Source organism: Desulfobotulus sp., assembly GCF_034006065.1.
In the GTDB taxonomy this organism is placed as follows: domain Bacteria; phylum Desulfobacterota; class Desulfobacteria; order Desulfobacterales; family ASO4-4; genus Desulfobotulus.
This window is the reverse complement of the sequence record NZ_JAVETM010000013.1, coordinates 22,870-44,118: the sequence shown is the minus strand read 5'-3', so window position 1 is coordinate 44,118 and position 21,249 is coordinate 22,870. Positions and strand designations below refer to the sequence as shown.

Below are 21,249 nucleotides of genomic sequence, written 5' to 3'. Positions count from 1 at the left end.
TCAACCTCTTTTTGTGGGGCGCTCCCCCCCCGCTGGTGTGCTGGGGGGCTTGGAGGGGGCAAGGGGCAGAATTTCAACATCACCGCAGAGGGCAAGGCGTTTTCCCTTGACGAGGATCATGGCGGAAATCTCGGGGATATTCCGGGCTTTTTCAATGAGGGTGTCCATGTCTTCGGCTTTATGGATGCCATTGCCCATGGCCGTTGCCAGGGCGTCGGCCATGGCGGTGTCCGGGCCGATCACCACAGCCGCATCCGCCCGTCCAAAGCTGAAGGAGTGCCCAAGGGTACCCGAGGAGGTGCAGATGCCCATGCCGGATTCGGAAGCGGGGATACGGAAGGCGATTTTTCCGGAAAAGGGACTGTCTCCGGCATAAAGCCCCAGGGTCAGGGGATGGCCTGAGCAGACAAAAAGATCGCCGCCGTTTTCCACGAGCACTTCCGGAGAGCGGCGGAGCAGCTTTCGTCCCAGGGCTTCGGCGATGGCTCCGGCAACCGCGGCCATGGGGCCAACACCCGCAAAGCGTCCGGCCCGGATCATGCTGCGGATGACCGGAGGGGCCAGGGGATCCTCGGGCCAGGGATCAAAGGTTTCAAAAAAACCCGGGTGGGTCCCGATATAGGCGCGGATTTCCCCGCGCAGTCGGAGCAACTCTTTTCTGGCGGGAAGGGAAAGGTCGGTATCTGCCTGAATATGGAGGTCGCTTTCTTTTTCCGTAATGCGAAAGGAGACAAGATCTTTACGGCCCATGAGGCGGCGGTAATGGTTGCGGCTGGCAAAGGGATCGTGCATGGGGGCTCCTGGGTAGAAAAGAACAAATTATACGGTAAAGGCGAAAGCGGAGCAAGGTGGGCCTGGGAGATTTTTCTTGTGGGAACTGGGATGGGAAGGCTGCGGCATGCGGCATTGACAAAGCAGGCGGGCTTCCGTCATAAAAGGCTGCTTTGCCTTGTTCTAACCCGAACAGGAGGACCGCTATGCCTGTGGACAGAATTTTTGCATCCGAAGATGCTGGCCTTGCGCCCTTTTCCTTTAATGCCAGTGTGGCTGCGGTTTTTGATGACATGCTGCACCGCTCCGTGCCCCTTTACCAGGAGATTCTGGCCCAGCAGAAAACCCTGGCCAGGCGTTTTTATCAGCCCGGAACCCGCATTTATGACCTGGGCTGTTCCCATGGCAATTTCGGGATTGCCTTTCTGGAAGCCGCAGGGGGCATGGACTTTTCCATGGTGGGCGTGGACAACTCACCACCCATGCTGGAAATCTATGAAAAACGGCTTTCCGTGCGCAGGGGAAGGGAGCGGATCCGGCTTTGCTGTGAGGATATCAATGATTTTCCCATGGAAGGGGCTTCGGTTGTGGTAATGAACCTGACCTTGCAGTTCTTACCCCTGCATCTGAGGGATGCCCTGATCCAGAGGGTGTATGGGGCGCTGGTGCCGGGTGGTATTTTTCTTCTTACGGAAAAGGTCGTGCATAAAGATCCCTTTCTGACATCCATACAGCAGGATATCTATTATGATTTCAAGGCACACAACGGATATTCGGCCCTGGAGATCAGCCGGAAGCGAGAAGCTTTGGAAAATGTGCTGGTACCTGAAACCCTGGAAGATCATCAGAAACGCCTTGGCGGGGCGGGTTTCAGGAAGGTTGAAATTTATCTGAAGTGGTTTCACTTCACAAGTTTTCTTGCGCTGAAGGAAGGTTCCCCATGCGACGTCTGATGCTGGAAGCCCAAAGGGTGGGACTTGGGTCCTATGGGGCAGAGCTTCTGAATCTGGTGGTCAGTCTGGAGTCGAAACTCGGGGAAAGGGAGGGACAGGCGCGGATACTCCGGGAAGCCTTTGAATGCCTGCCCGAAGTCAGACCGTCTGAGGTGGACCTGGATTCGGACTGGGTGCGTGTGGGCCGGGCTGAGGATCTTGAAGAAGGGCAGAGAATGGGCTTTTTGAGGGTATTGCAGGCCCTGATTCCCTGGCGCAAAGGGCCTTTTTCGATTTTTGGCACGGAAGTGGACACGGAGTGGCGCTCTTTTATGAAATGGCGGCGTCTTCTTCCGTTTATGCCTGCCCTTGAAGGCAGGCGGGTGCTGGACATCGGCGCGAGCAACGGCTACTATCTTTTCCGCATGGCGGCCCACAGGCCAGGTCTGGCCCTGGGCGTGGAGCCCTTTTTACCCTATTATTACCAGTTTCAGCTGATCCAGCGTTATGTGTCCCATCCTGATCTTTTCATGCTGCCCGCAGGCTTTGAGGATCTGCCTGAAATGAAGGGTTTTTTTGATGTGATTTTTTGCATGGGCGTGCTTTACCACCGGAAATCGCCTGTCACTTTTCTGCAGGATGTGCGGCGATACATGAAAACCGGGGGGGAACTTGTGCTGGAAACCCTTATCATTGAAGGGGATGCGCCCGTAAGCCTCACCCCTTTGGGCCGCTACGCCAAAATGCGCAATGTCTTTTTCCTGCCCACGGTGTCCTGCCTTGCCCGCTGGCTGGGGCATGCGGGCTTTGGGGATGTGCGCTGCATGGATACCGCCTTTACCACAACGGAAGAACAGCGCCGTACGGCCTGGGCCTTTGATGAATCCCTGGAAGATTTTCTGGACCCCCTGGACAGATCCAGAACCGTGGAAGGAGAACCCGCGCCCCTGCGGGCTGTACTGCTGGCACGGGCGCTATGAGGGGGGCTGCAACCTGCCTATTCAAGAAGGAATTTTTCTCAGATGGAAAAAATGGAAGATCCGAGGGCTGAAGCTTCACCTTTTACCGTTAAACTCATGGGTCGCATGTCCCCTGAGCATTTTGCCATGCGTTTCACCCGTCAGCTGCCCCGGCGGGATGGACGTCTGGGAAGCTGTCGTTTTTCCCTGGACTGGAACCTGAGAACCTACGACTGGCTGGTGGTGTACCATGACCTTTATCGGGCCCAGGGAAAACTGAGCCTTGAGCCTCTGGCCTGTCCCAGAGAGAGGACCATTCTGGTGACCACGGAGCCTTCCACCATCACGGTTTACGGAACCGATTACCTGCGCCAGTTCGGTACGATCATTACCAGCCAGGAGCCCTGGGTGATCCGCCATCCCAATGCCGTATTCACCCAGCCGGGTCTGGTCTGGTTTTATGGTATTCCCTATGAGGGAGGCAAGGTCTTGAACTATGAGGATCTTGAGGCAACGCCTCCCATTGTTAAAACGAAGGATCTTGCAACGGTGTGCTCCAACCGCAAGGGAAACCTGACCCTGCACACCCGCAGGGTGGCCTTTACCCAGAGACTTCAGGAAGCGATTCCGGATATGGACGTTTTTGGCCATGGCGTGCGGCCCATGTCAGACAAGGCTGAGGCTCTCGATCCTTACCGCTACCATATCACCATTGAAAACCATGTCTATCCCCATCACATGACAGAAAAGCTGCCCGATGCCTTTTTAGGTTATACCCTTCCTTTTTACCATGGCTGTCCCAATGCGGCGGACTACTTTCCAAAGGAAAGTTTTATCCCCATTGATTTCAATGATTTTGAAAAAACGCGGGACATCATCCAAAGCACCATCGCCAACCGGGAGTACGAAGACCGTCTGCCCTACATCCTTGAAGCCAGACGCAGGGTGCTGGAAGAGCATAATTTTTTTGCTGTCATTGAACGCTATATCCGAAACCATCCCGAAGGCGCTCCTTGTGTGGGGGAAAGATCCGGGACCGCCTCCCAGCAGTACATCATGAACCGCCCCACCCTGCGGATCCGAAAACCCCTGGCGGGTGTCCGGACCCTGCTGGAAAAGGTGGAAATCAAGGGCCGACACTGGATGCGCCGCACACCTGCGCCGGAGTGAGAGAAAAGGGCTTTGGCGGTTTTCAGCACGGGAGAGGGGGAAAAAGGGCGGGTTGATGGAAATCCGGAACCCCGCCCCCTGTGGGATGGGCGCAGAGGTACCGTCGTTTTTCTCCTTGTCCATGGATGGCGAAGGCATTAACCCGGGTAAGGGGGAGGGGCAGATGCTCCCTGGCCAGCCGGGCGCTGCCCTGCCATGCAGGGCCTGAAATTTTTGCCTGGAATGCCAGGGGGATGTGGGCTTTTTCCAGGCAGCGCACATCCTTGAAGAAAAGCACCAGATAGTGTCCCTGGGGCCCCATTTCAATTTCGATGTAACGCCCGTCCGCTCCCACGAGAAAAATTTCCACCACCTCATACTCCCAGAGTCTTTCCGTGCTGCCCGCTGGCTGGGCAGGCGCAGGGTCGCCATGATAGGGGGCTTCAAGCCAGAGTCTGAGCTCCGTATCCGTCAGCGCCATGCGGACCTCTGTCCGTTCTTCGTCGGCAAGGGGGAAGCCTTGCCAGGTGTGGGCAATCTCCAGTGTGTGTGTCATTTTCATAGGATCATCCTGGCAGGATCTGGGGTTGGGGGATATGGGACTTGTATCCCTTGCTTCCCCCATTTTTGTGAGGCCTGATCAGGTGGAAGCGGAAAATTCCGGTTGGGTTTTCAGAGCAGGGCCGTGGCCAGGCTGAAGTAGATCAATACGGTGCAGATATCCGCCATGGCCAGGGTGACGGGGCCGGCTGCGATCTTGGGGTCGAGCTTCAGCGCATGGAGCAGGGAGGGAATGCTGAGCCCGAAAAAGGAGGCGGCGCAGAGGGCCAGTGCAATGCTGCCGCCAATGATCAGAGCTACCCCGAAAAGCCCCTGCCAGAGCCAGACGATGAGGGCCACCACAGAACCGCAGCCCATTCCCAGGAGAAAGGCTGTGCAGATTTCCTTACGCAGAGCTGCGAGGTACCAGCGGAGGGTGGGCTGGGCGGATCGCAGGGCCTGGAGGGTAACGGTCATGGATTGAATGCTGACGCTTTCCCCGAGCCCCAGGACCAGGGTGAGGAAAAAGGCGAGCACCAGACTTTTGGCCAGGGTCAGCTCAAAAACCCCCACCAGAAGGGCGCAGGCCGTGCCGCTGGCAATGGTGGCAAGGAGCCAGGGAAAGCGGAAACGAAAAGCCCTGAAGGCCGAAGCATCCCGTACCTGGGAAGCGCGGAAGCCTATGGACTCAAAGACGGCATCCATGTGTTCTCTGTCTGCAATGGCGATTTCCTCGTCCGTAAGCATCCCCACATCCACCACACCGAGGATGCGTTTGTGTCCATCCACCACGGGCAGAGCCAGGAGCTTATGCCGGGAGAGGAGGTCATGGGCGTCCAGAATGGAGGCTCCCTTGTGAAGGCTGACCACATGATGGATCATGACGTCCGAGATCTTCTGATTCAGGGCCGTGGTGAGAAGTTTTCGGGTGGGCAGCACACCGGTGAGTCGGGCCTGGGGGTCCACAACATAGAAATAGGCGATTTTGTCCTCAAGCCCACGGGAGCGGATATCGTCCAGGGCTTCTTGTATGGTCATGTCCTGCTGAAGGGTGACCACTTTCTTCCTTGCGATGTCGCAGATGGGCTGATGGAGGCGATGATGGGCCGATTTTCTGGGCATTGACAGCGTCCTTTCCTGGAATGATTCTGGGCTATGGAGGTGGAGGAAGCCGGGAAAAGGCGTGGTCCGATGGGAATAGAGCATAAAAGCGGGGTAAAGGCAAGGCGGGGAAGGGAAGAAGGGAAAGGACGCTTAAGGGGGGGCTGGTGGCAGCCAGCCCTCAGTTTTTTTTAAAGGCACGGGGAGCCTTGGGGCATGGGAGACCTTTTTTCAGGATCTGGGCCTTCATGGGAATCCTGGGGGAAAGTTCAGGGCTTTTCCGGTGAAAGCCATTGCCTGAGGCGTAAAAAGAGATCCTTTGGGTTGATGGGTTTGACGATGTGGTCATTCATGCCTGCAGCCCTGGCCATTTCCTTATCGTCGAGCATGGCGTTGGCCGTGAGCGCAAGGATGGGAAGCTTTGCAAAGCGCGGATCCCTGCGGATGATCCGTGTGGCTTCATAACCGTCCAGCACAGGCATCTGCACGTCCATGAGGATACAGAGGTAGTGATCCGGTGGATGGCTTGAAAGGATGTCCAGGGCCTGTTGTCCATTCTGGGCCAGATCGATCCGGGCCCCAGCCTGCTGCAGGAGTTCGCTTGCCACCAGCTGGTTTACCTCATTGTCTTCCGCAAGAAGAATGTTTGCGCCCTGAAGATAGGCAAGGTCGCCGGGATTCATGCCGGATCTGCGTCGGGAAAGGAAGGGCTGCCTGTCCATGCTTCCAAGGCCTTCCATTATCATATCAAGAAGGTAGGAAGGGGTTACAGGCTTGATGATGAAAGCGCTGATCCCTTCGGCAAGGCTTTCTCTGAGAACTTCCTGTCCTGCAAAGGCGGAAGAGAGGAGAAGCCTGGGAGCGGGTGAGTGGGAAGGGATGGCGAGGATTTTTTTCGCGGTTTCAAGACCGTTCAATCCCGGCATCCTGTAATCAAGGATGATGAGATCGAAAACCGGATCCTGTTTTTCAAAGGCCTTGAGCGCGGCCTGGCCGGAGGTGACGGTGGTGACGCTGAAGGTGAGGGCTTCCAGATAGTGGCGGAAGATCTCCAGGGCCGTTGGATTGTCGTCCGCCACAAGAATCTGAAGTCCCTGCAGATAGCGGGGCGGCAGGGGGTCGCTTCCCCTTGCGCTTTTCTGGCGGGTAAATTCGCAGGATACCATGAAGGTGCTGCCTTCTCCGGGGCGGCTTTCCACCCGGATACTGCCGCCCATGAGGTGTACAAGCTGGCGGGTGATGCTGAGCCCCAGCCCGGTTCCGCCGAAATGACGGCTGGTGCTGCTGTCAGCCTGGGAAAAGGCGTTGAAAATCCCTGCGGTCTGTTCCGGCGTCATGCCGATGCCCGTATCCTTTACCACAAAGAAGAGGGCTGCCGTATGGGGGTTTTGCCAGAGGCATTCGATGCGGATGAGTACTTCACCGGAAGGGGTGAATTTGATGGCGTTGTGAGTGAGATTGGTGAGTACCTGTCCCAGGCGTAAGGGGTCGCCCATAAGGTGGGAGGGGGTATCCACCTCGCGCCAGAAGAGAAGTTCAATGCCTTTTTGTCTGGCGGCCTCGGAAAAAAGGGTGCGTACCTTTTCCAACACCTCATCCAGATGAAAGGGAATGCTCTCAAGGCTGAGTTCGCCCGCTTCGATCTTTGAAAAGTCAAGAATGTCATTGAGGATTCCCAGAAGGGAGAGGGCAGAGCTGTGGATTTTTTCCAGATAATCCCGCTGCACGGGGGCAAGATCGTTTTTGAGGCAAAGATCGGCAAGGCCGATGATGCCATTCATGGGTGTTCTGATTTCATGGCTCATATGGGCAAGAAAGGCGCTTTTGGCCACATTGGCATCCTGGGCCTTTTGGGCGAGAAGGTTGGTGTGATTGATGGCTTTTTCCAGCATGGCATTGGTGCTGCGCAGCTCCGCCTCAATGGCTTTTCGTTCCGTGATGTCCAAAAGGGTAAGAAGTACGTGATTTTTCTCATCCAGAAAAAGGGGAACTGCACGGATCTGAAAAAAGAAGGCCTGAGCCCTCTGGTCAATGAGGAGGGTCTGCATGGTTTCCACATCCCGGATTTCTTTTCGTGTCTCGAGTACGCATTCCAGTACGGCCCGGATGCGGCATTGGGAGCAGGGTTCTGTATCCGTGTACCCGCAGAGGTTTTCATGGGTGAGGGCCTGCATGCACCGGAGGATGGGGCCTATTTCTCCGGGCAGGAGAGAGGAGGGATTTTTTCCAAGCATGGTGGAAATCACGGGATTTATCCGTACGACCTCTCCTTTGTCGTTGATGAGAAGCATACCAACGGGCATGGTGTCAAAGATGGCCTGGAGATTGGCCCGTCTCCTTTCCAGGGTAAGGTGTTCCTGCCACCGTTTCCGTGCGGCCTCCTGTCGGGCTTTCTGGTTGAGGAAGAAGAGGAGGCTGGCCAGTGTGGTTCCCAGAAAGAGGGAAAGGAGAGCGCCTTTGCGAAGGAGATCTGCAATCTTAAGGTTTTGCCGTGTCATGGCGGAGGTGTTGGCGATGTTGTTGTCCGTCAGGGCGTTAAAGGTAAGGGCCATGGCGTTGGAAAGGGGAAGGGCCTTACGGATGAGGCTTTCGTACTGCCCATGGAGAAGTTCTTTTTGCAGGGGATTCTGGGTTTCAGTCAGTTCTTTGAGGGTTTGATCCATTTCCGCATGAATCCGTCGCCAGGTGCTGTATCGCTCACCCGCTTCTTCCATCAGGGCCCGACCCTTTTCCGATTGCCTGGGGATGGCGCGGAGGGAATTCCAGGCCGCGTCAATGTGCCGCCAGGCCTCCTGCTGGTGCTCCCGGAGCCGGATGTAGGCTTCCGGGTCTGCGTTCTGATGCTGGAGAAGGGCAATGGCAAAGGTATCGCCCCGGATGGTCATACGCTGTTGGTTCAGGGCGGCCAGGGCGCGGAGGTCGGGGATGCGGTTGTTGCCAAGGTTTTCCAGTTCATTCTGGAGGGTCGTCACGGCCACATACCCTGTGATGCCCACAACAAAAACAATGGCGATCATTGCCATGAAGGTGAAGGTGGTTTTTTTCCCTGCGGCCCAGAGGGCGTAGGGTGTGGCGGACGGGGCCTGGGTCATGGTTGGGGACTCCTTTTTCCATGGGATCCGGGAAAGTCCGGGGATGTGGGCGTCTCTTGGGTGTGACAGGCATGGAGCCAGGGCTCCTTGATATCGCAGCAGAACACAAGGCTGTATCCGGATCGGGGCGAAAGGATTTCCTGGGAAAGGGTAACACAGAGGCCATCCTGAAGAAAGGAGCGGTAAGGGCGGGTGCGGCAGATGACTCCGGGATGGTGCAGGGCGTTTTTGAGAAAGGGCTTATGGATGTTGTTTCTGCTTTTACCGGGCGTAAAGGGAAGAAAATAGGGATCCGTCACCTTGGGCGTGGGCGTGGGAAAAACAGGAGAACCCAGAAGGTGGCCTTCTGAGGTGAGGCAGAAGCAGCGCAGCACATCCGGATGAACCATGAGGGGATGGGCGGCTTCCGGAAGGGGGAGACCCTTTGCGATGTTTTGGCTCGTTTTCCGGAAGGCTTCACCCAGAAGGCGGTATTTTTCGAGGGTGTGTTTTTCCCTGGACAGGAGGTTTTGGTGATGGTGCATGTAAAGTCGGCTCCATGCGCCGAAAACCAGGGAAGGCTGGGGGGGCCGGACGGCCGAAGTAATACCCCTGAACCAGGTCGGCTTGGGCTTCCAGGGCAATGACCGCTTCCTCCTCGGTTTCAATGCCTTCCACAAGAACCAGGGATCCGCTTTCCTGAAGAAGGGAAACCATGCCGCAGAAAACATGGCGGATGCGTGGGCTTTCTGCGGCATTGCGGATGAGATTCCGGTCGAGCTTGACAATGTGGGGGGAAAGGCGCCAGACCCGGTCGAAATGGGATTGTCCTGTGCCAAAATCATCAATGGCGATGCCGCAGCCGATTTGACGGTAAAAGAGGACGGCATTTTCCAGGAGCGCAGGATCTTCCACAGGATGCTCCATGATTTCAAGGACCACGCGGTTGGGGTCAAGGCCCATTTCTGTGATGACTTTCTGGAAAAAGATCCCGTAGCTTCGGCCGTAAATGGCCACCTCATGGGCAAGGTTTAAGGAAAGCCAGAGCTCTTTTTCCTTTAGAGTCAGAAAGTTTTTTCCATGGAGCAGGCGACAGATGCGATCTGCCAGCACGATGCGCGCTCTGCTTTTTCCGGAAAAGAGCAGAGGGGGGGCCAGAAAATTCCCCTGGGTATCCTGCACCCGGACCAGGGCCTCCAGCCCCACGCACTGCTGGTGGGCTGGGCTGAAAATGGGTTGAAAGACGGAAGAAAGCCGAAAGCCTTCAAAGCGGGCGCACCAGCGGCCCTCACACTGAAAAAGGTGGTGCGCAATGTCGGCAATCTCCATGGGTTCAGGGGAAAAATCCGGGTTATCCAGTTGTACAATGGTGTTCATCCTGGGCTCCTTGGCATCCTATGCGGTCCTGAAGCGCCTGACCATGGATTGGATTTCCACAGCAAGAAGGGCAAGGCTTTCCGCCTCTTTGCGAACCTTGCTGCTGGTGGACTCCATGCGGCTGACCGCCTGATCCACCTCACCCATATTCCGGCTTACCCCATCCACCTCCTGGGCGGCTGACACCACACGACCTCGGACTTCCCCGATGCCGCATGCGGCTTCTCCGATGTTGGAGGCCACCTCCCGCATGGAAAGGGATTGTTCCTCCACAGCGGCGGCAATGCTGCTCACAATATCCTCAATGGAGTTGATGACCTCTGTGATGCCGATGATTTCCTGTTCTGAATCCCGGCTGCTTTTCTGAATATCCTCAATGCGGGCCTTGATTTCCTGGGTCGATTCCCCGGTCTGACGGGCCAACTCCTTGATTTCGTTGGCCACTACGGCAAAGCCGCGACCGGCTTCCCCTGCTCTGGCCGCCTCAATGGTGGCGTTCAGCGCAAGAAGGTTGATCTGGGCGGAAATGGCTTCAATGGCTTCGGTCACTTTGTCGATGCTACGGGCGGAAAGACCGAGGCTGGCCATGCGCTGGGAGGCAGAAGCGCCTCTCTGCGCTGCGTTTTCCGCGATGGCTCTGGCCCTGGAGGCATTCTGGGAGATCTCAGAGATGCTGGCGGTCATTTCCTCACTGGCTGCGGCCACCACATCAAGATTGCCTGAGGCCTGGGTCATGGCTGCGGCCACGGCCTGCATGTCCATGCTGGTTCGCGTAATGGCTTTTTCAGCGTTCTGGGAAAGGCTGTGGGTCTTGCGGGTTTCCCCATCCATGGATACGGAAAGGCCCGTAAGTCCCTTGGCCGCCCCATTGAGGGTTTCGGCTTTCAGGGCAATCTGGGCGATGATCTGTCGGATATTCTCGGCAAAGCGGTTGAACCATCCGGCCATTTCCCCCACCTCATCCTGGGTGTGAACGGAAAGCCTGCGGGTGAGATCGCCTTCTCCCTCGGCAATGTTCTGAAGCAGAAGGGAGGTGGCACGGATGGGAGCTGTGATGGCCCTTGTGATGAAAAAGATGAGAAGGACGGCCAGAATAACGCCGCCTGCGGCCAGTTTGATCAGGGTCTGGGTGGCCCTTTCCACAATGTCGCCTGTTCTTTTTCCGCCGCCAATGGCTTCGTCATTGGCCCGGGAAGCAAGCTCTGTGGCGCGATGCAGAAGTTCCTGGTAGGCAAGATCCTGGGTACGACTGGTCTCCTGGGCCTTCTGTCTTGCCAGAACAAGGGCCTGGACGGCATGAACATTGGCTTCCATGGCCTCCATGGCGTTTTGCAGTTGCGCAAGATTCTGGGGCTGGCGCGTGACATCCAGGAGGGCGGCCGTGCTTTGCCGGAGTTTTTCGATTTCTCCGGTCAGCTGACGGAGAGCGTCGGCGTTCCGTGCGGTTTCCGCTTCCCATAAAGACTGGTAGATGGCCCTGCCATCGGAAAGAATGCGGGCACCCGCCTGGATGCGCTCGTGGCGTATCTGCAGTTCTTCCTCAGAGGCAAGGTTGAGGCCTGCATTCACCATGGCATTGCCTTGGAAGGCCGCGCGGAGCTGGCGGGTCATGGCGGCTTTCTGCATGTCGTTGTAAGCACGGATGCTTTCCATGAAAAGGGTGGAGGAGGCCTGGACGCGTCTGTGATTTTCGAGAATCAGCAGGCCTGCATTTTTGGATTCGGGAAGGAGGCTGCGGTAATGGGTGAGAGTTCCTTCCATGCGGTTGAGCTGTGCGCTCAGTTCGGGCATGCCCGCCTCCAGGGCCATGTGTTTACCCTGGCGGAGGCTTTCCATGCAGCGCTCTGTGGCTTCCATGGCCCTTTCCCAGAAAAGCGGCTCCAGGTTCTGACCATAGGCGGCCATGAAGTATCCCGTTTCCGCAATGGCCTGGTAAAGGGTATTGGCCAGGGTCCACTGGGGCAGGCTCTGACTTACCAGGTCAAGGGCTTTGCCCCGGATGTGGTTGAGGTTGAAAATGGCTCCGCCCCCCATCATGAGGACGATGGCGGTGAGGATGCCAAACCCCGCGAGCAGCCGGGTACGCAGTGTCATTTTTTTCAGCATAGGTCTTATCCTCCAGGTTTGTGCCGCTTGGTTGCTTTCCCCCCGAAGAGGCAGATAGCAATAAGCCTGCCATGAATTCTCAGGCCTGGGCGCTGGCCCTGGAGGATGGGAAAGGCGCTTGGGGGTGTCCGTTCTTTTTACAGAATGTCAGGCTGGCATGTGGTGAAAATTTTGGGCTCAGGGACGTTTGCGCTGTACGCCCCAGCCGTAGAGAAAAAGAAGAAAAAAGACCACAAAGGCTCCGATGGCGCCCAGCTGCAGGGGAACCTTTGCGGAATGTGCGACAATGCGGCGGGTTGCGCTGCCCCCATGCATGGCATGGTTGTGGGCTTCCGTGGAAAGATCCGCAGCAAGGGAGAGGAGTTCCTGGTAAGCGGCTTTCTGGGCCTTTGAAGCATTTTCTGCAATCTGCCGGGTGCGCACCAGGTGTTCAACGGCCGCCTCATTGGCCTCCAGTGCGGTGAGTGCACTCCGTAACTGCCTCAGGTTCTGGGGTTGGCGCGTCACCCCAAGAAGGGTTGCCATTTTGTCATGCAGGTTTTTCATGTCCGGAAGCAGGGCTTCCAGGCGGGCCTCATTGCGCTGGGTTTCCGCTTCCCAGAGGCCCGCATAGAGGCCGTTTCCCTGCGCCAGTATCTGGCTGCCCGCCTGAATGCGCGCATGGCGGATTTTGAGCTCGCTTTCCGAGGCAAGGTTCAGTCCGAACCGGATCATGGATTCGCCTCCGAAGGCGGCTGAAATCTGCCTTTCCATTTCTTCCTGCTGCATCTGGTTATAGGCGCTGATATTCTCGATGAAAAGATGGGCCGACCTTTTGACGGTTTTGTGGTTTTCCGTGATGTTTTCCCCTGCAATGCGGGATCTGGCCATGACCTGCTGGTAAAGGAGGAGGGTGTCTTCCATCCGTTTGAGACGCCTTGCCAGTGCGTCCATGGACTCGGTCTGGGCCAGGGTTTGGGCTGCCCGGATATGCTGCATGCAGATATCAGAAGCGGACCTGGCCCTTTCCCAGGTTGCGGGATCGAGGTTCTGTTCATAGGTGGCCATGAAGTAACCGATTTCTCCGGTATGTTTGTAAATGGTATTGGCAAGGGCCCATTGGGGGAGGTTCTGGGTCACGAGAAGATCCGCATGGATGCGGATTTTTCTGATGTTGAGGAAGCTGCCCACGCCCATGATGAGGACGATAACGGCAAGAAAGACAGATCCCGCCATAAGGCTTTTATGGATTTTCGGATGGTTTGCCATCGGCGGCCTCCCCTGGTGTGAAATTTCATGCCAAGCCCCTGATACGGAGAATTAGCAAGAAATGTTCCATGGCCCCTGATGCCGCCTTCAGATTTTTTCCCCTCCGGGATGGGGCAAATCCCCGTTTCCCGTGGACGTCCGGGGCAAAACCCGGGAGACCCGATTCCGGCCTGAGGATTTTGCCGCATACAGCCCCTGGTCCGCAGCACGGATCAGGGCTTCCGGCGTAAGGGCATCTTCAGGATACACCGCAAGGCCGATGGAAACGGTGAGGGGGATGACCCGGTTATCCCCAAGGCGGGTGGGGGTATTGAGCACAGCAAGGCGGAGAAGCTCTGCCTTTGCCATGGCGGCTTTGGGACATAGGCCTGGCATGAGCAGAAGAAATTCCTCACCGCCGAAGCGGCAGGCCACATCCTCGGCCCGGATATCCTTTTTGAGGAGTGCGGCCAGGTGGATGAGAACCCCATCTCCTGCCTCATGCCCATGGTTGTCATTGACTTTTTTGAAGTGATCCGCATCCAGAAGGAGCAGAGAAAGACAGATACCTTTGCGTTGACATCTGGAAAATTCCCTTCGCAGCGTTTCTTCCATGTACCTTCGGTTATAAAGGCCTGTCAGTGCGTCGGTGATGGATTCCTGACGCAGCCTGTGCATGAGATGGAGGGTATTGAGCCCTGCACTGAAATGGTCGGCGACATTGCGGGCCAGGGCCTTGCGTACGGCATCCCTTTGCCCCATGAACAGGGAGGAGGGATGAAGACGGATGCCAAGCAGGGCTTCCTGACCTTCCGGAGGGCATATGGGAATATAAAAATCCCTGGACGAGGCTGAACTCCCTTCTTCCTCGGTTCCCGGAGGCGGTACATCCGGAGGATGGTTTCCCCAGGTCTGGATGAGGCGAAGAGTGGGGCCGGGATCCATGAGGGCCAGTATGCCGGCATCTTTGCTGAAAAGCCTTTTGCAGGCCTCAAGGGTGCAGGCGGTGGCTTCGGATACATCCTTTGCCTGCCTGAGACTCTGGGCCAGGCGGCTGAGCTGGGTCATTTCCAGGCTCTGACGTTCCAGGCTGGAAATCCGTGCGTGCAGGACGATGAGAATCCAGATGCCTGCAAGGGCCAGGGGAATGAGGAGTTTTACAAAATTTTCCGCAATGGCCTGGGTGCGGTTGCCACCATAAAGGGCGCTGTCGTGGGCATGGCTAGAAATGTTCTTTGCAAGGTGTAAAAGGTTCTCATAAGCCCGGGTGTGGCCGAGGTGGGCTTTTTCCGCGGCTTGCCTTGCCATGGCAAGGGAAGCGACAGCCCTGGCGTTATCTTCGAGGGCCGTCAGAGCGGCTTGCAGCTGCTGACGGTTGGGTTCCTGACGTGTAACTGCAAGGAGCGTGTGAAGGTCTCTGCGCGCTTCTTCGATTTTTACAGCAAGATCCTGGATCCTTACGACTTTTCTTTGCACATCCGCCTTGAGCAGAATTTCATAGATACTCCTGCCCGTATTCAGAATCTGGGTGCTGGCCTGCAGGCGCTCCTGCCTGATCCTCAGCTCTTCTTCTGTGGCGAGATTGAGTTCTCCCCGCATGAGAGGGGTTCTGGCAAAAACCGAACGGATCTGCAGGTCCATGTCGCCATGTTGCATTTCGATATAGGCCTGGATGTTCTGGATGAAAACCAGGGAAGCCCTTTCAACGATGCTGCGGTTTTCAAGGGTGCTTTCTGCGGCTTTGCGGGCTTGCATGAGTGCCTGGTGGTAGTCGGCCAGGGTTTTTTCCATCTCAAGAAGCTGGTTTTGGAATTCGGGCAGATTGTTTTTTCTGGCAAGCCTCAGACCTTTTTGGAGGGTGGTTGCGCAGCTTTCCATGGAAAGGCGGGCTTTTTCCCACCACTGGGGCTCCATGAGGAGTCCATAGGCCAGCATGAAGTAGCCGATCTGTGCAACTTCATGCTGAATTTCGTGGGCAACGGCCCATTGGGGCAGACTGAGGTGAGTGAGTTTTTCCGCATGGCTGCGGATATGAAAGAGGTTGAAAAGGGCCATGCCGCCGATGGTAAAGGCAATGAGACTGAAGGCCGCTATGGCGGTGAGGATTTTTCCTGTGGCCTTGGGAAAGGGGAACATGGGAATCCTCCTCCTGGAAAATGGGGGATGCGATAGTCCTTCCGGGAATCAGGAAAGCAACAAACGTTCCAGAAAGAGGCTGGGGGAAGCAGGCGGGGAATGCTGAAGGAGGGGGCCGGTTGGATGGGGGAAAGGGCTCAGTAGCGGTTCATCTGGCGGATTTCTTCCAGCTGGGCCAGATGAATGAAACGGCTGAGGATATCTTCGCTCTCTGGTTTCATTTTGATGAAGTGGAGTCCGATGAGGGCGGTTTTTTCATTGAAGCTGGGGTTGATGCGCACCACCTTGGCTGCGCAGGCCATTTTTTCCATGGCGCTGGTTTCACCCTGGGGATATTTGAGGGCCATGCCCAGGGTGAGGGTCGCCCCTGCTTCCATGTCGAGCAGGGGGTTGCGCTGGGATTCGATGCGCTGGGGAACCAGAAGGCCCACGCCGGTTATGGAAATATCGAGGATGGAAAAATCCTTGCCATAGATGTATTCCTTGGTCTCCCAGAGGATTTTGGCAAAAATGGAAAACTTCTTGTTGGGCGACATGCGAAAGGCGGAACGGATGTTCACCTCTGTGATGGGGCCTTCGTGGCGGAAAAGAACGACTTCGGCAAAATGGTTTCCGGAAAGGGGATAGTTTTTCTGGAAACCCTGGATGCTGCACCGGAGACCATAGCGTTTCTTTTCCCTTTTTTCTCCGGTCACCAGGGTGGTGATGTGCAGCTCCTCAAAGGGGGTGTGGGGAAGGATTCTGGGCGTGGTCTGTGCGACAATCAGCTCCCTGGTTGCGGGGGTGGCGTCATAGATCATGGAGGAACGCACCAGGGGAGCCAGGGAGTTGAGGTTGAACACAATGTCAATTCCGGCTCCGGGGTGAAATATTTTCTGAGGGATATCCGTCATAAAAAATCCTGCGGAGTGAAAATGGCTGTCTTGGGGTTGTTCCTCGTGAATGCCCGTTATCCGGTCTGCTGCGCCCTTTAGGCCTGGGGATTTCATGCCCAAGGCGGTGTCTGAAGAATTGTCTGTCAGTGTAACACAAAGATTCCCGAAGGCAATGCTTTCGTGCAAAGCGTTCCCGTTGCGGCCGGAGGCCCGGAGAGCCGGATGTCAGAGGTCGGCGATGAAATGAAAACCCGGCTGGGCTGCGCGGGGAGTCAGGCGGCGGACCTGATCCTGAAGGTCCCGGATTTCCTGCCGCCAGAAACCCTCGCTGCCCCAGTCGGGAAAGGTGGCTGCGAAGCGGGCGTCTTTCTGCTGCCTGTGGCACCAGGCGAGAAAGTAGATCTGTCGCATGGCCCTTAAGGGCTCCACAAGATCCCGGCTTCTGGGGGGAAGGGGACGGAAGCTTTCATAGCCTTCCAGGAGCAATCCCATTTCCCTTGGGCATTTTTCCGGTCGATCCGGTAAAAGCAGCCAGAGATCCTGGATGGGAGGACCTGTCATCATATCGTCAAAATCAATGAGCAAAAGCCCCTCTCCTGGCCTGTGCAGAATGTTTTTACGATGCAGGTCCCCGTGGAGCCGGATGACGGGTTGTTTCTCAAAAAGGGGAAGGGCGGTTTCCTTCAGCCTTGCCAGCAGATCTTCAAACTCCTGGCGCAGCCGGGGCGGAATGCAGTCGGCCATAAGGCTTCGGGCATCCTGATGCAGGGTTTTTTCCGGATGCAGATGCAGGCGGTGGGCGGCCCGGCCCGAAGCCGCCACATTGTGCAGCCTGGCAATGAGCCTGCCCAGCATTTCCCAGTCGCCATCGCCTGTGATGTCCAGCTCCCGACCGGCTTTTTTGGGAAAAAGCGCGAAGAAAATCCCACCCGCCTCGGCCAATGTAGGACCGTCGGCAAAATTTTGGGGTGCAACCACGGGGAGTTCGGCTTCCTGGCAATCCAGAAGAAAGCGGTGTTCATCCAGAAGGGCGTTTTTTGCCCACCTTCCCGGTCTGTAGAATTTAACGATGTGACGCAGGCCACTTGTATCCTGCAACTCGTAGACCCGGTTGATGTAGCTGGGCAGAGGGGCCACAAGGCCTGTCATGCGCAGGCCTGTGGCCTTTTCCACGGCCAGCAGGATGCGTTCGGGTGTCAGTTCGCTAAAAGTCCACGGCATCCTTGGGGTTTCCATATCAACCTTTCAGGCAAAGGGCAGCAGCCCTGTTTTTTTACGGATTTCGGCGAGAAAGGGAGCCGCAACGCTCCTGGCCTTTTGGGCACCTTCAAGGAGAATCTTTTCAATCCTGGCGGGATCCGCCATGAACTCGGCGTAGCGCTCCCGGGGATCCTTCAGGATGGCGTTGAGATATTCAAAGAGAAGAATTTTCATTTCTCCCCAGCCGATGCCCTGGGCATAGCGGGCGCGCAGGGACTGGATTTCCTCTTTTGTGGCAAAGGCGCTGTAAATCTCAAAAAGGGTGCAGGAATCCGGATCTTTGGGTTCGGAGGGTTCCTGGGAGTTGGTTTTGATTTTCATGATGATTTTTCTGAGCTGTTTTTCCGGCAGAAAAAGCGGAATGGTGTTGTCATAGCTTTTGGACATCTTGCGGCCGTCAATGCCGCTGAGTACAGCGGTTTTTTCATCCACCACAGCCTCGGGCAGGACAAAGGTGGGGCCGAAGATATGATTGAAGCGGCCTCCGATGTCGCGGGCCATTTCGATGTGCTGGACCTGATCCCGACCCACGGGTACCTTGCTGGCGTTAAACATGAGGATGTCCGCAGCCATGAGTACGGGATAGCTGAAAAGTCCCATGGTGATCCCCTTGTCCGGATCCTTTTCCTTTTCTTCCTCATTGATCTGCACAGCGGCTTTGTATGCGTGGGCGCGGTTGAGAAGGCCCTTGGCTGTGACACAGGTAAGAATCCAGGTAAGTTCCGGAATTTCAGGGATGTCCGATTGGCGGTAAAAGGTGGCGTTATTCGTATCCAGCCCCAGGGCCAGCCAGGTGGCGGCCACTTCAATGCGGGATGCGGCCACCCGCTTGGGATCCTGGCACTTGATGAGGGCATGATAGTCCGCAAGAAAATAAAAGGCTTGCGCATCGGGATTCTTGCTTGCTTCAATGGCGGGACCAATGGCGCCCACAAAATTACCGAGGTGGGGCGTACCTGTGGTGGTGATTCCGGTGAGCACCCTGTGTTTTTGGGTCATGCTTTCAGCTCCCTGTCTCCGTTTTCCGGAGTATCTTTGAGAATACGGGCCACAAAGGCCATTTCTTCTTCCCGGTTTCTGAGAATGCCGTTGAGCTTTGCGTCCAGTACCTGCATGAGGATTTTCCGGTAGCGGGGACCGGGCGGCACGCCCATGGCCTTTAAATCCCGGCCCTGAACGAGCGGGGTGACGGACCGCAGTTTGGCAAGGTAATGGGCAATGGCCTTTCTTACCTTGTTTTTGCCTGTGGCGGCCATCATGTATAACAAAACTTCGGTTTTGAAAACATGGAGTCTGCTGTAAAGGATGCTGTTATCGAGGGGCAGGTCGCGTTTGAGCCGCAGAAGGCAGATATCGGCGTTTTTTCTTTCCTGCACGCAGATATCCTCCTGCCATTTGGCAAGGCGGAGAATGCGGCAGATGGCTGTGGCCTCCCCAGGACTGCAGGGAGAAAGAAGGGCAAGAAAATAAACCAGCCAGCGGTGGCAGGTGAGGTCCTCGGCAAGAAGCTCATATCCGTCCATGACCCTGCGGGTTTCCATGAGCAGATCCAGGGTGGTCCCTGTGAGGGCCAAAGAAGGGTGCAGGGCGGAAAGGAGGCGGAAGGCTTCGAGCCTTTTGATGGAAGGGACGGGATCGTTTTCTTCGAGAATGGTGATGATCTCGGCCATGGCCCTTGGACCGGAAAGGCGCTTGAAAACCCCCATGCGTACGGCGTTTTCAATGAGCCGCACGGTGAGCTTGCCGATGGAAAAACCAAAGCGGGACTCAAAGCGCACGGCCCGGAAAATACGGGTGGGATCTTCCACAAAACTTAAATTATGAATGATGCGAAGGGTTTTGTCCTTGATGTCCTTCTGACCGGCAAAGTGGTCAATGAGGGTGCCAAAGCTTGCGGGGTTCAGGGCAATGGCCAGGGTGTTGATGGTGAAATCTCTGCGGTAGAGATCGGCTTTGAGGCTGCTCCTTTCCACTTCCGGCAGGGCCGCAGGGGAGGGGTAGTATTCGGTACGGGCTGTGGCCACATCGATTTTAAAATCATTTTCAAGAGTGATGACGGCGGTGCCGAATTTGGAATAGGCATGAACCCTTGCCTTCTGGGCTGCGGCAAAGGTTTCGGCAAAGAGAATGCCATCTCCTTCCACCACAATATCGATATCCTCGTTTTTTCGGTACAAAAGGAGGTCACGAACAAAACCGCCCACCACAAAGGTTCTGCATCCTGCGGCATCACCGCTGCGACCGATGGCGGCAAGCAGATCCAGGATGTTCCGGGGCAGCCTTTCCCGCATGAGGCTGAGGATGTTCCGGGTTTTGGGCAGACGATCTGCGGGGCTCTCGTCCCGGCCTGGAAGGCCGTCCTCCTGCTCCCGCACCATGAGTTGGAGGAGATCCGTTCGGGTGATGACACCGAGGATGCCGCTTGTGTCCACAACGGGCAGGATCCGCTGCTTGCCTCCCACAATGGCGTCTTGAATGCGGCTCAGGGCGGCGTCGGGATCCACCACCTCAAAGTCGCTGATCAGGTAGTCCTGCACCAGGGCCGTATCCATGGCGTGGGACAGGCCCTGTTCCACAATCTGGCGTGTGATGAGACCGAGAAGGGGGCTTGAGATATCCCCCTTTTCCGTTACAAGAAGGGCATTGACATTGTACCGGGTCATGGTCTGACTGGCCATGCGGAAGCTGGCCTGGGGCCCGATGACGTGGGGAGGGGTACTCATGATTTCGCGGGCCCGGAAGCGGTGAGGCATGATTTCATGGAGAAGGGTATGCAGCTGATTTTCCACCTGGGCCAGGGTCTGGTTGCGGATGGTGGCCGCGCCGGCCGCGCTGTGTCCCCCGCCGTCAAAATGGCGCATGACGGCACCGATATCCATGTACGGGAGTCGGCTGCGGCCGATGAGGTGAACCTTGCCATCCATGCGGGCCAGCAGAAAAAGAACGGAAACCTTTTCCATGCGCATGAATCGATGCACAAGAAAGGCCAGATCCGGGGCATATTCCTCCTGGGAGATGCGGGTCAGGACAACGGGGGTGCCATGGACGGAAAGTTCCGATGCACTGTCGAGCATTTCATTGAGCAGGCGCAGTTGACCCGGATCCAGTTCCCGTGCAAGCACATCGCCCACGGTGGGCAGATGGGCACCCTGGCGGACAAGCCAGGCCAGGGCCTCAAGATCTTCGGCTGTGGTGTTGGTACTGGTGAGGTGGCTTGTGTCTTCAAAGATGCCCATGGCCAGGAGAGTGGCCTCTTCCGGTGTGAGGCGGATATTCCGGGTCTGGAGAAGGGGCACCATGAGGGTGACGGTGGCACCCCGTTCGCCCGCAACCAGGTGATGGGCCTCAAGGTCTGTGGATGTTTCCGGGTGGTGATCGTAAATGTGGAGCTCCACATCCTTTTTCAGGGCCAGGGGAGCCAGCTCGCCGATCCTTTCCGCCTGGCGGGTGTCCACAATGACCATGCAGCGGACGGTTTCTGGTTGGATTTCCCGGAAGGGGATGAGATCAAAGAGATAGAGAAGGGACTGGACGAAAAAATGACGGAGCTGGGGAGAATCGCTGCCCGGTAGCACGATGCGGCCTTCGGGATAGAGCTTTTTGGCCGCCAGCATGGAGGCGATGCCGTCTAAATCTGCATTCTGATGGGTGGTGATGAGGGTGTGGACAGGAGCCCCGGGGTGTGGTGTGAATGGATGGTGCAAGGAGGCCTCCGGTGTTTTCCCTTGTGTAGGACAATAAAAAA

Annotated in this window: 16 protein-coding genes; 3 read left to right on the top strand and 13 right to left on the bottom strand. The window is 56.5% G+C overall.

Annotated elements, in window-relative coordinates; all coding sequences use genetic code 11:
* Positions 1 to 792: a UPF0280 family protein gene (locus RBR60_RS06980; protein WP_320355173.1), complete on the bottom strand. Its 792-nt coding sequence runs from the start codon at positions 790 to 792 to the stop codon at positions 1 to 3.
* 185 nt (positions 793 to 977) lie between these two features.
* Between RBR60_RS06980 and cmoA the strand changes: the two genes are divergently transcribed.
* From cmoA to RBR60_RS06965, 3 genes are read left to right on the top strand one after another with little or no spacing between them, the layout of a single operon-like run.
* Entirely contained in the window at positions 978 to 1,724 is a 747-nt protein-coding gene (gene cmoA, locus RBR60_RS06975; protein WP_320355172.1) for a carboxy-S-adenosyl-L-methionine synthase CmoA, read from the top strand.
* Complete coding sequence (cmoB, locus tag RBR60_RS06970) at positions 1,712 to 2,683, top strand: tRNA 5-methoxyuridine(34)/uridine 5-oxyacetic acid(34) synthase CmoB (protein WP_320355171.1); 972 nt, start codon at positions 1,712 to 1,714, stop codon at positions 2,681 to 2,683. Before cmoA ends, cmoB begins: the two co-directional genes overlap by 13 nt.
* A gap of 42 nt (positions 2,684 to 2,725) precedes the next feature.
* Positions 2,726 to 3,832 carry a glycosyltransferase family 10 domain-containing protein gene (locus tag RBR60_RS06965; RefSeq protein ID WP_320355170.1) on the top strand — a complete coding sequence of 369 codons (1,107 nt, stop codon included), beginning with the start codon at positions 2,726 to 2,728 and terminating at the stop codon, positions 3,830 to 3,832.
* 22 nt (positions 3,833 to 3,854) lie between these two features.
* Here the strand turns inward: RBR60_RS06965 and RBR60_RS06960 are convergent, their stop codons facing one another.
* From RBR60_RS06960 to RBR60_RS06905, 12 genes are all read right to left on the bottom strand, one after another.
* Complete coding sequence (locus RBR60_RS06960) at positions 3,855 to 4,373, bottom strand: hypothetical protein (RefSeq protein ID WP_320355169.1); 519 nt, start codon at positions 4,371 to 4,373, stop codon at positions 3,855 to 3,857.
* Between the two features lie 110 nt (positions 4,374 to 4,483).
* Positions 4,484 to 5,473 carry a magnesium transporter gene (locus RBR60_RS06955; protein WP_320355168.1) on the bottom strand — a complete coding sequence of 330 codons (990 nt, stop codon included), beginning with the start codon at positions 5,471 to 5,473 and terminating at the stop codon, positions 4,484 to 4,486.
* A gap of 248 nt (positions 5,474 to 5,721) precedes the next feature.
* Complete coding sequence (locus tag RBR60_RS06950; protein WP_320355167.1) at positions 5,722 to 8,544, bottom strand: response regulator; 2,823 nt, start codon at positions 8,542 to 8,544, stop codon at positions 5,722 to 5,724.
* Positions 8,541 to 9,068, bottom strand: a complete 528-nt coding sequence (locus RBR60_RS06945; protein WP_320355166.1) for a hypothetical protein — start codon at positions 9,066 to 9,068, stop codon at positions 8,541 to 8,543. The genes RBR60_RS06950 and RBR60_RS06945 overlap by 4 nt, the downstream gene beginning before the upstream one ends.
* Positions 9,001 to 9,900 carry an EAL domain-containing protein gene (locus RBR60_RS06940; RefSeq protein ID WP_320355165.1) on the bottom strand — a complete coding sequence of 300 codons (900 nt, stop codon included), beginning with the start codon at positions 9,898 to 9,900 and terminating at the stop codon, positions 9,001 to 9,003. The genes RBR60_RS06945 and RBR60_RS06940 overlap by 68 nt, the downstream gene beginning before the upstream one ends.
* 18 nt (positions 9,901 to 9,918) lie before the next feature.
* Complete coding sequence (locus RBR60_RS06935) at positions 9,919 to 12,006, bottom strand: methyl-accepting chemotaxis protein (RefSeq protein WP_320355164.1); 2,088 nt, start codon at positions 12,004 to 12,006, stop codon at positions 9,919 to 9,921.
* A gap of 177 nt (positions 12,007 to 12,183) precedes the next feature.
* Positions 12,184 to 13,254, bottom strand: coding sequence for a hypothetical protein (locus tag RBR60_RS06930; RefSeq protein WP_320355163.1), 1,071 nt, complete (start codon positions 13,252 to 13,254; stop codon positions 12,184 to 12,186).
* A gap of 87 nt (positions 13,255 to 13,341) precedes the next feature.
* Positions 13,342 to 15,369: a diguanylate cyclase gene (locus tag RBR60_RS06925; protein WP_320355162.1), complete on the bottom strand. Its 2,028-nt coding sequence runs from the start codon at positions 15,367 to 15,369 to the stop codon at positions 13,342 to 13,344.
* A gap of 137 nt (positions 15,370 to 15,506) precedes the next feature.
* Entirely contained in the window at positions 15,507 to 16,262 is a 756-nt protein-coding gene (locus tag RBR60_RS06920) for a PilZ domain-containing protein (RefSeq protein ID WP_320355161.1), read from the bottom strand.
* Positions 16,263 to 16,469: 207 nt separating this feature from the next.
* A complete protein-coding gene (locus RBR60_RS06915; protein ID WP_320355160.1) occupies positions 16,470 to 17,465 on the bottom strand; it encodes a serine/threonine protein kinase in 996 nt (331 codons plus the stop codon).
* A 24-nt stretch (positions 17,466 to 17,489) separates the two neighbouring features.
* Positions 17,490 to 18,503, bottom strand: a complete 1,014-nt coding sequence (locus RBR60_RS06910) for a tryptophan--tRNA ligase (protein ID WP_320355159.1) — start codon at positions 18,501 to 18,503, stop codon at positions 17,490 to 17,492.
* A complete protein-coding gene (locus RBR60_RS06905) occupies positions 18,500 to 21,208 on the bottom strand; it encodes a CBS domain-containing protein (RefSeq protein WP_320355158.1) in 2,709 nt (902 codons plus the stop codon). The genes RBR60_RS06910 and RBR60_RS06905 overlap by 4 nt, the downstream gene beginning before the upstream one ends.
* Between the last annotated feature and the right edge of the window lie 41 nt (positions 21,209 to 21,249).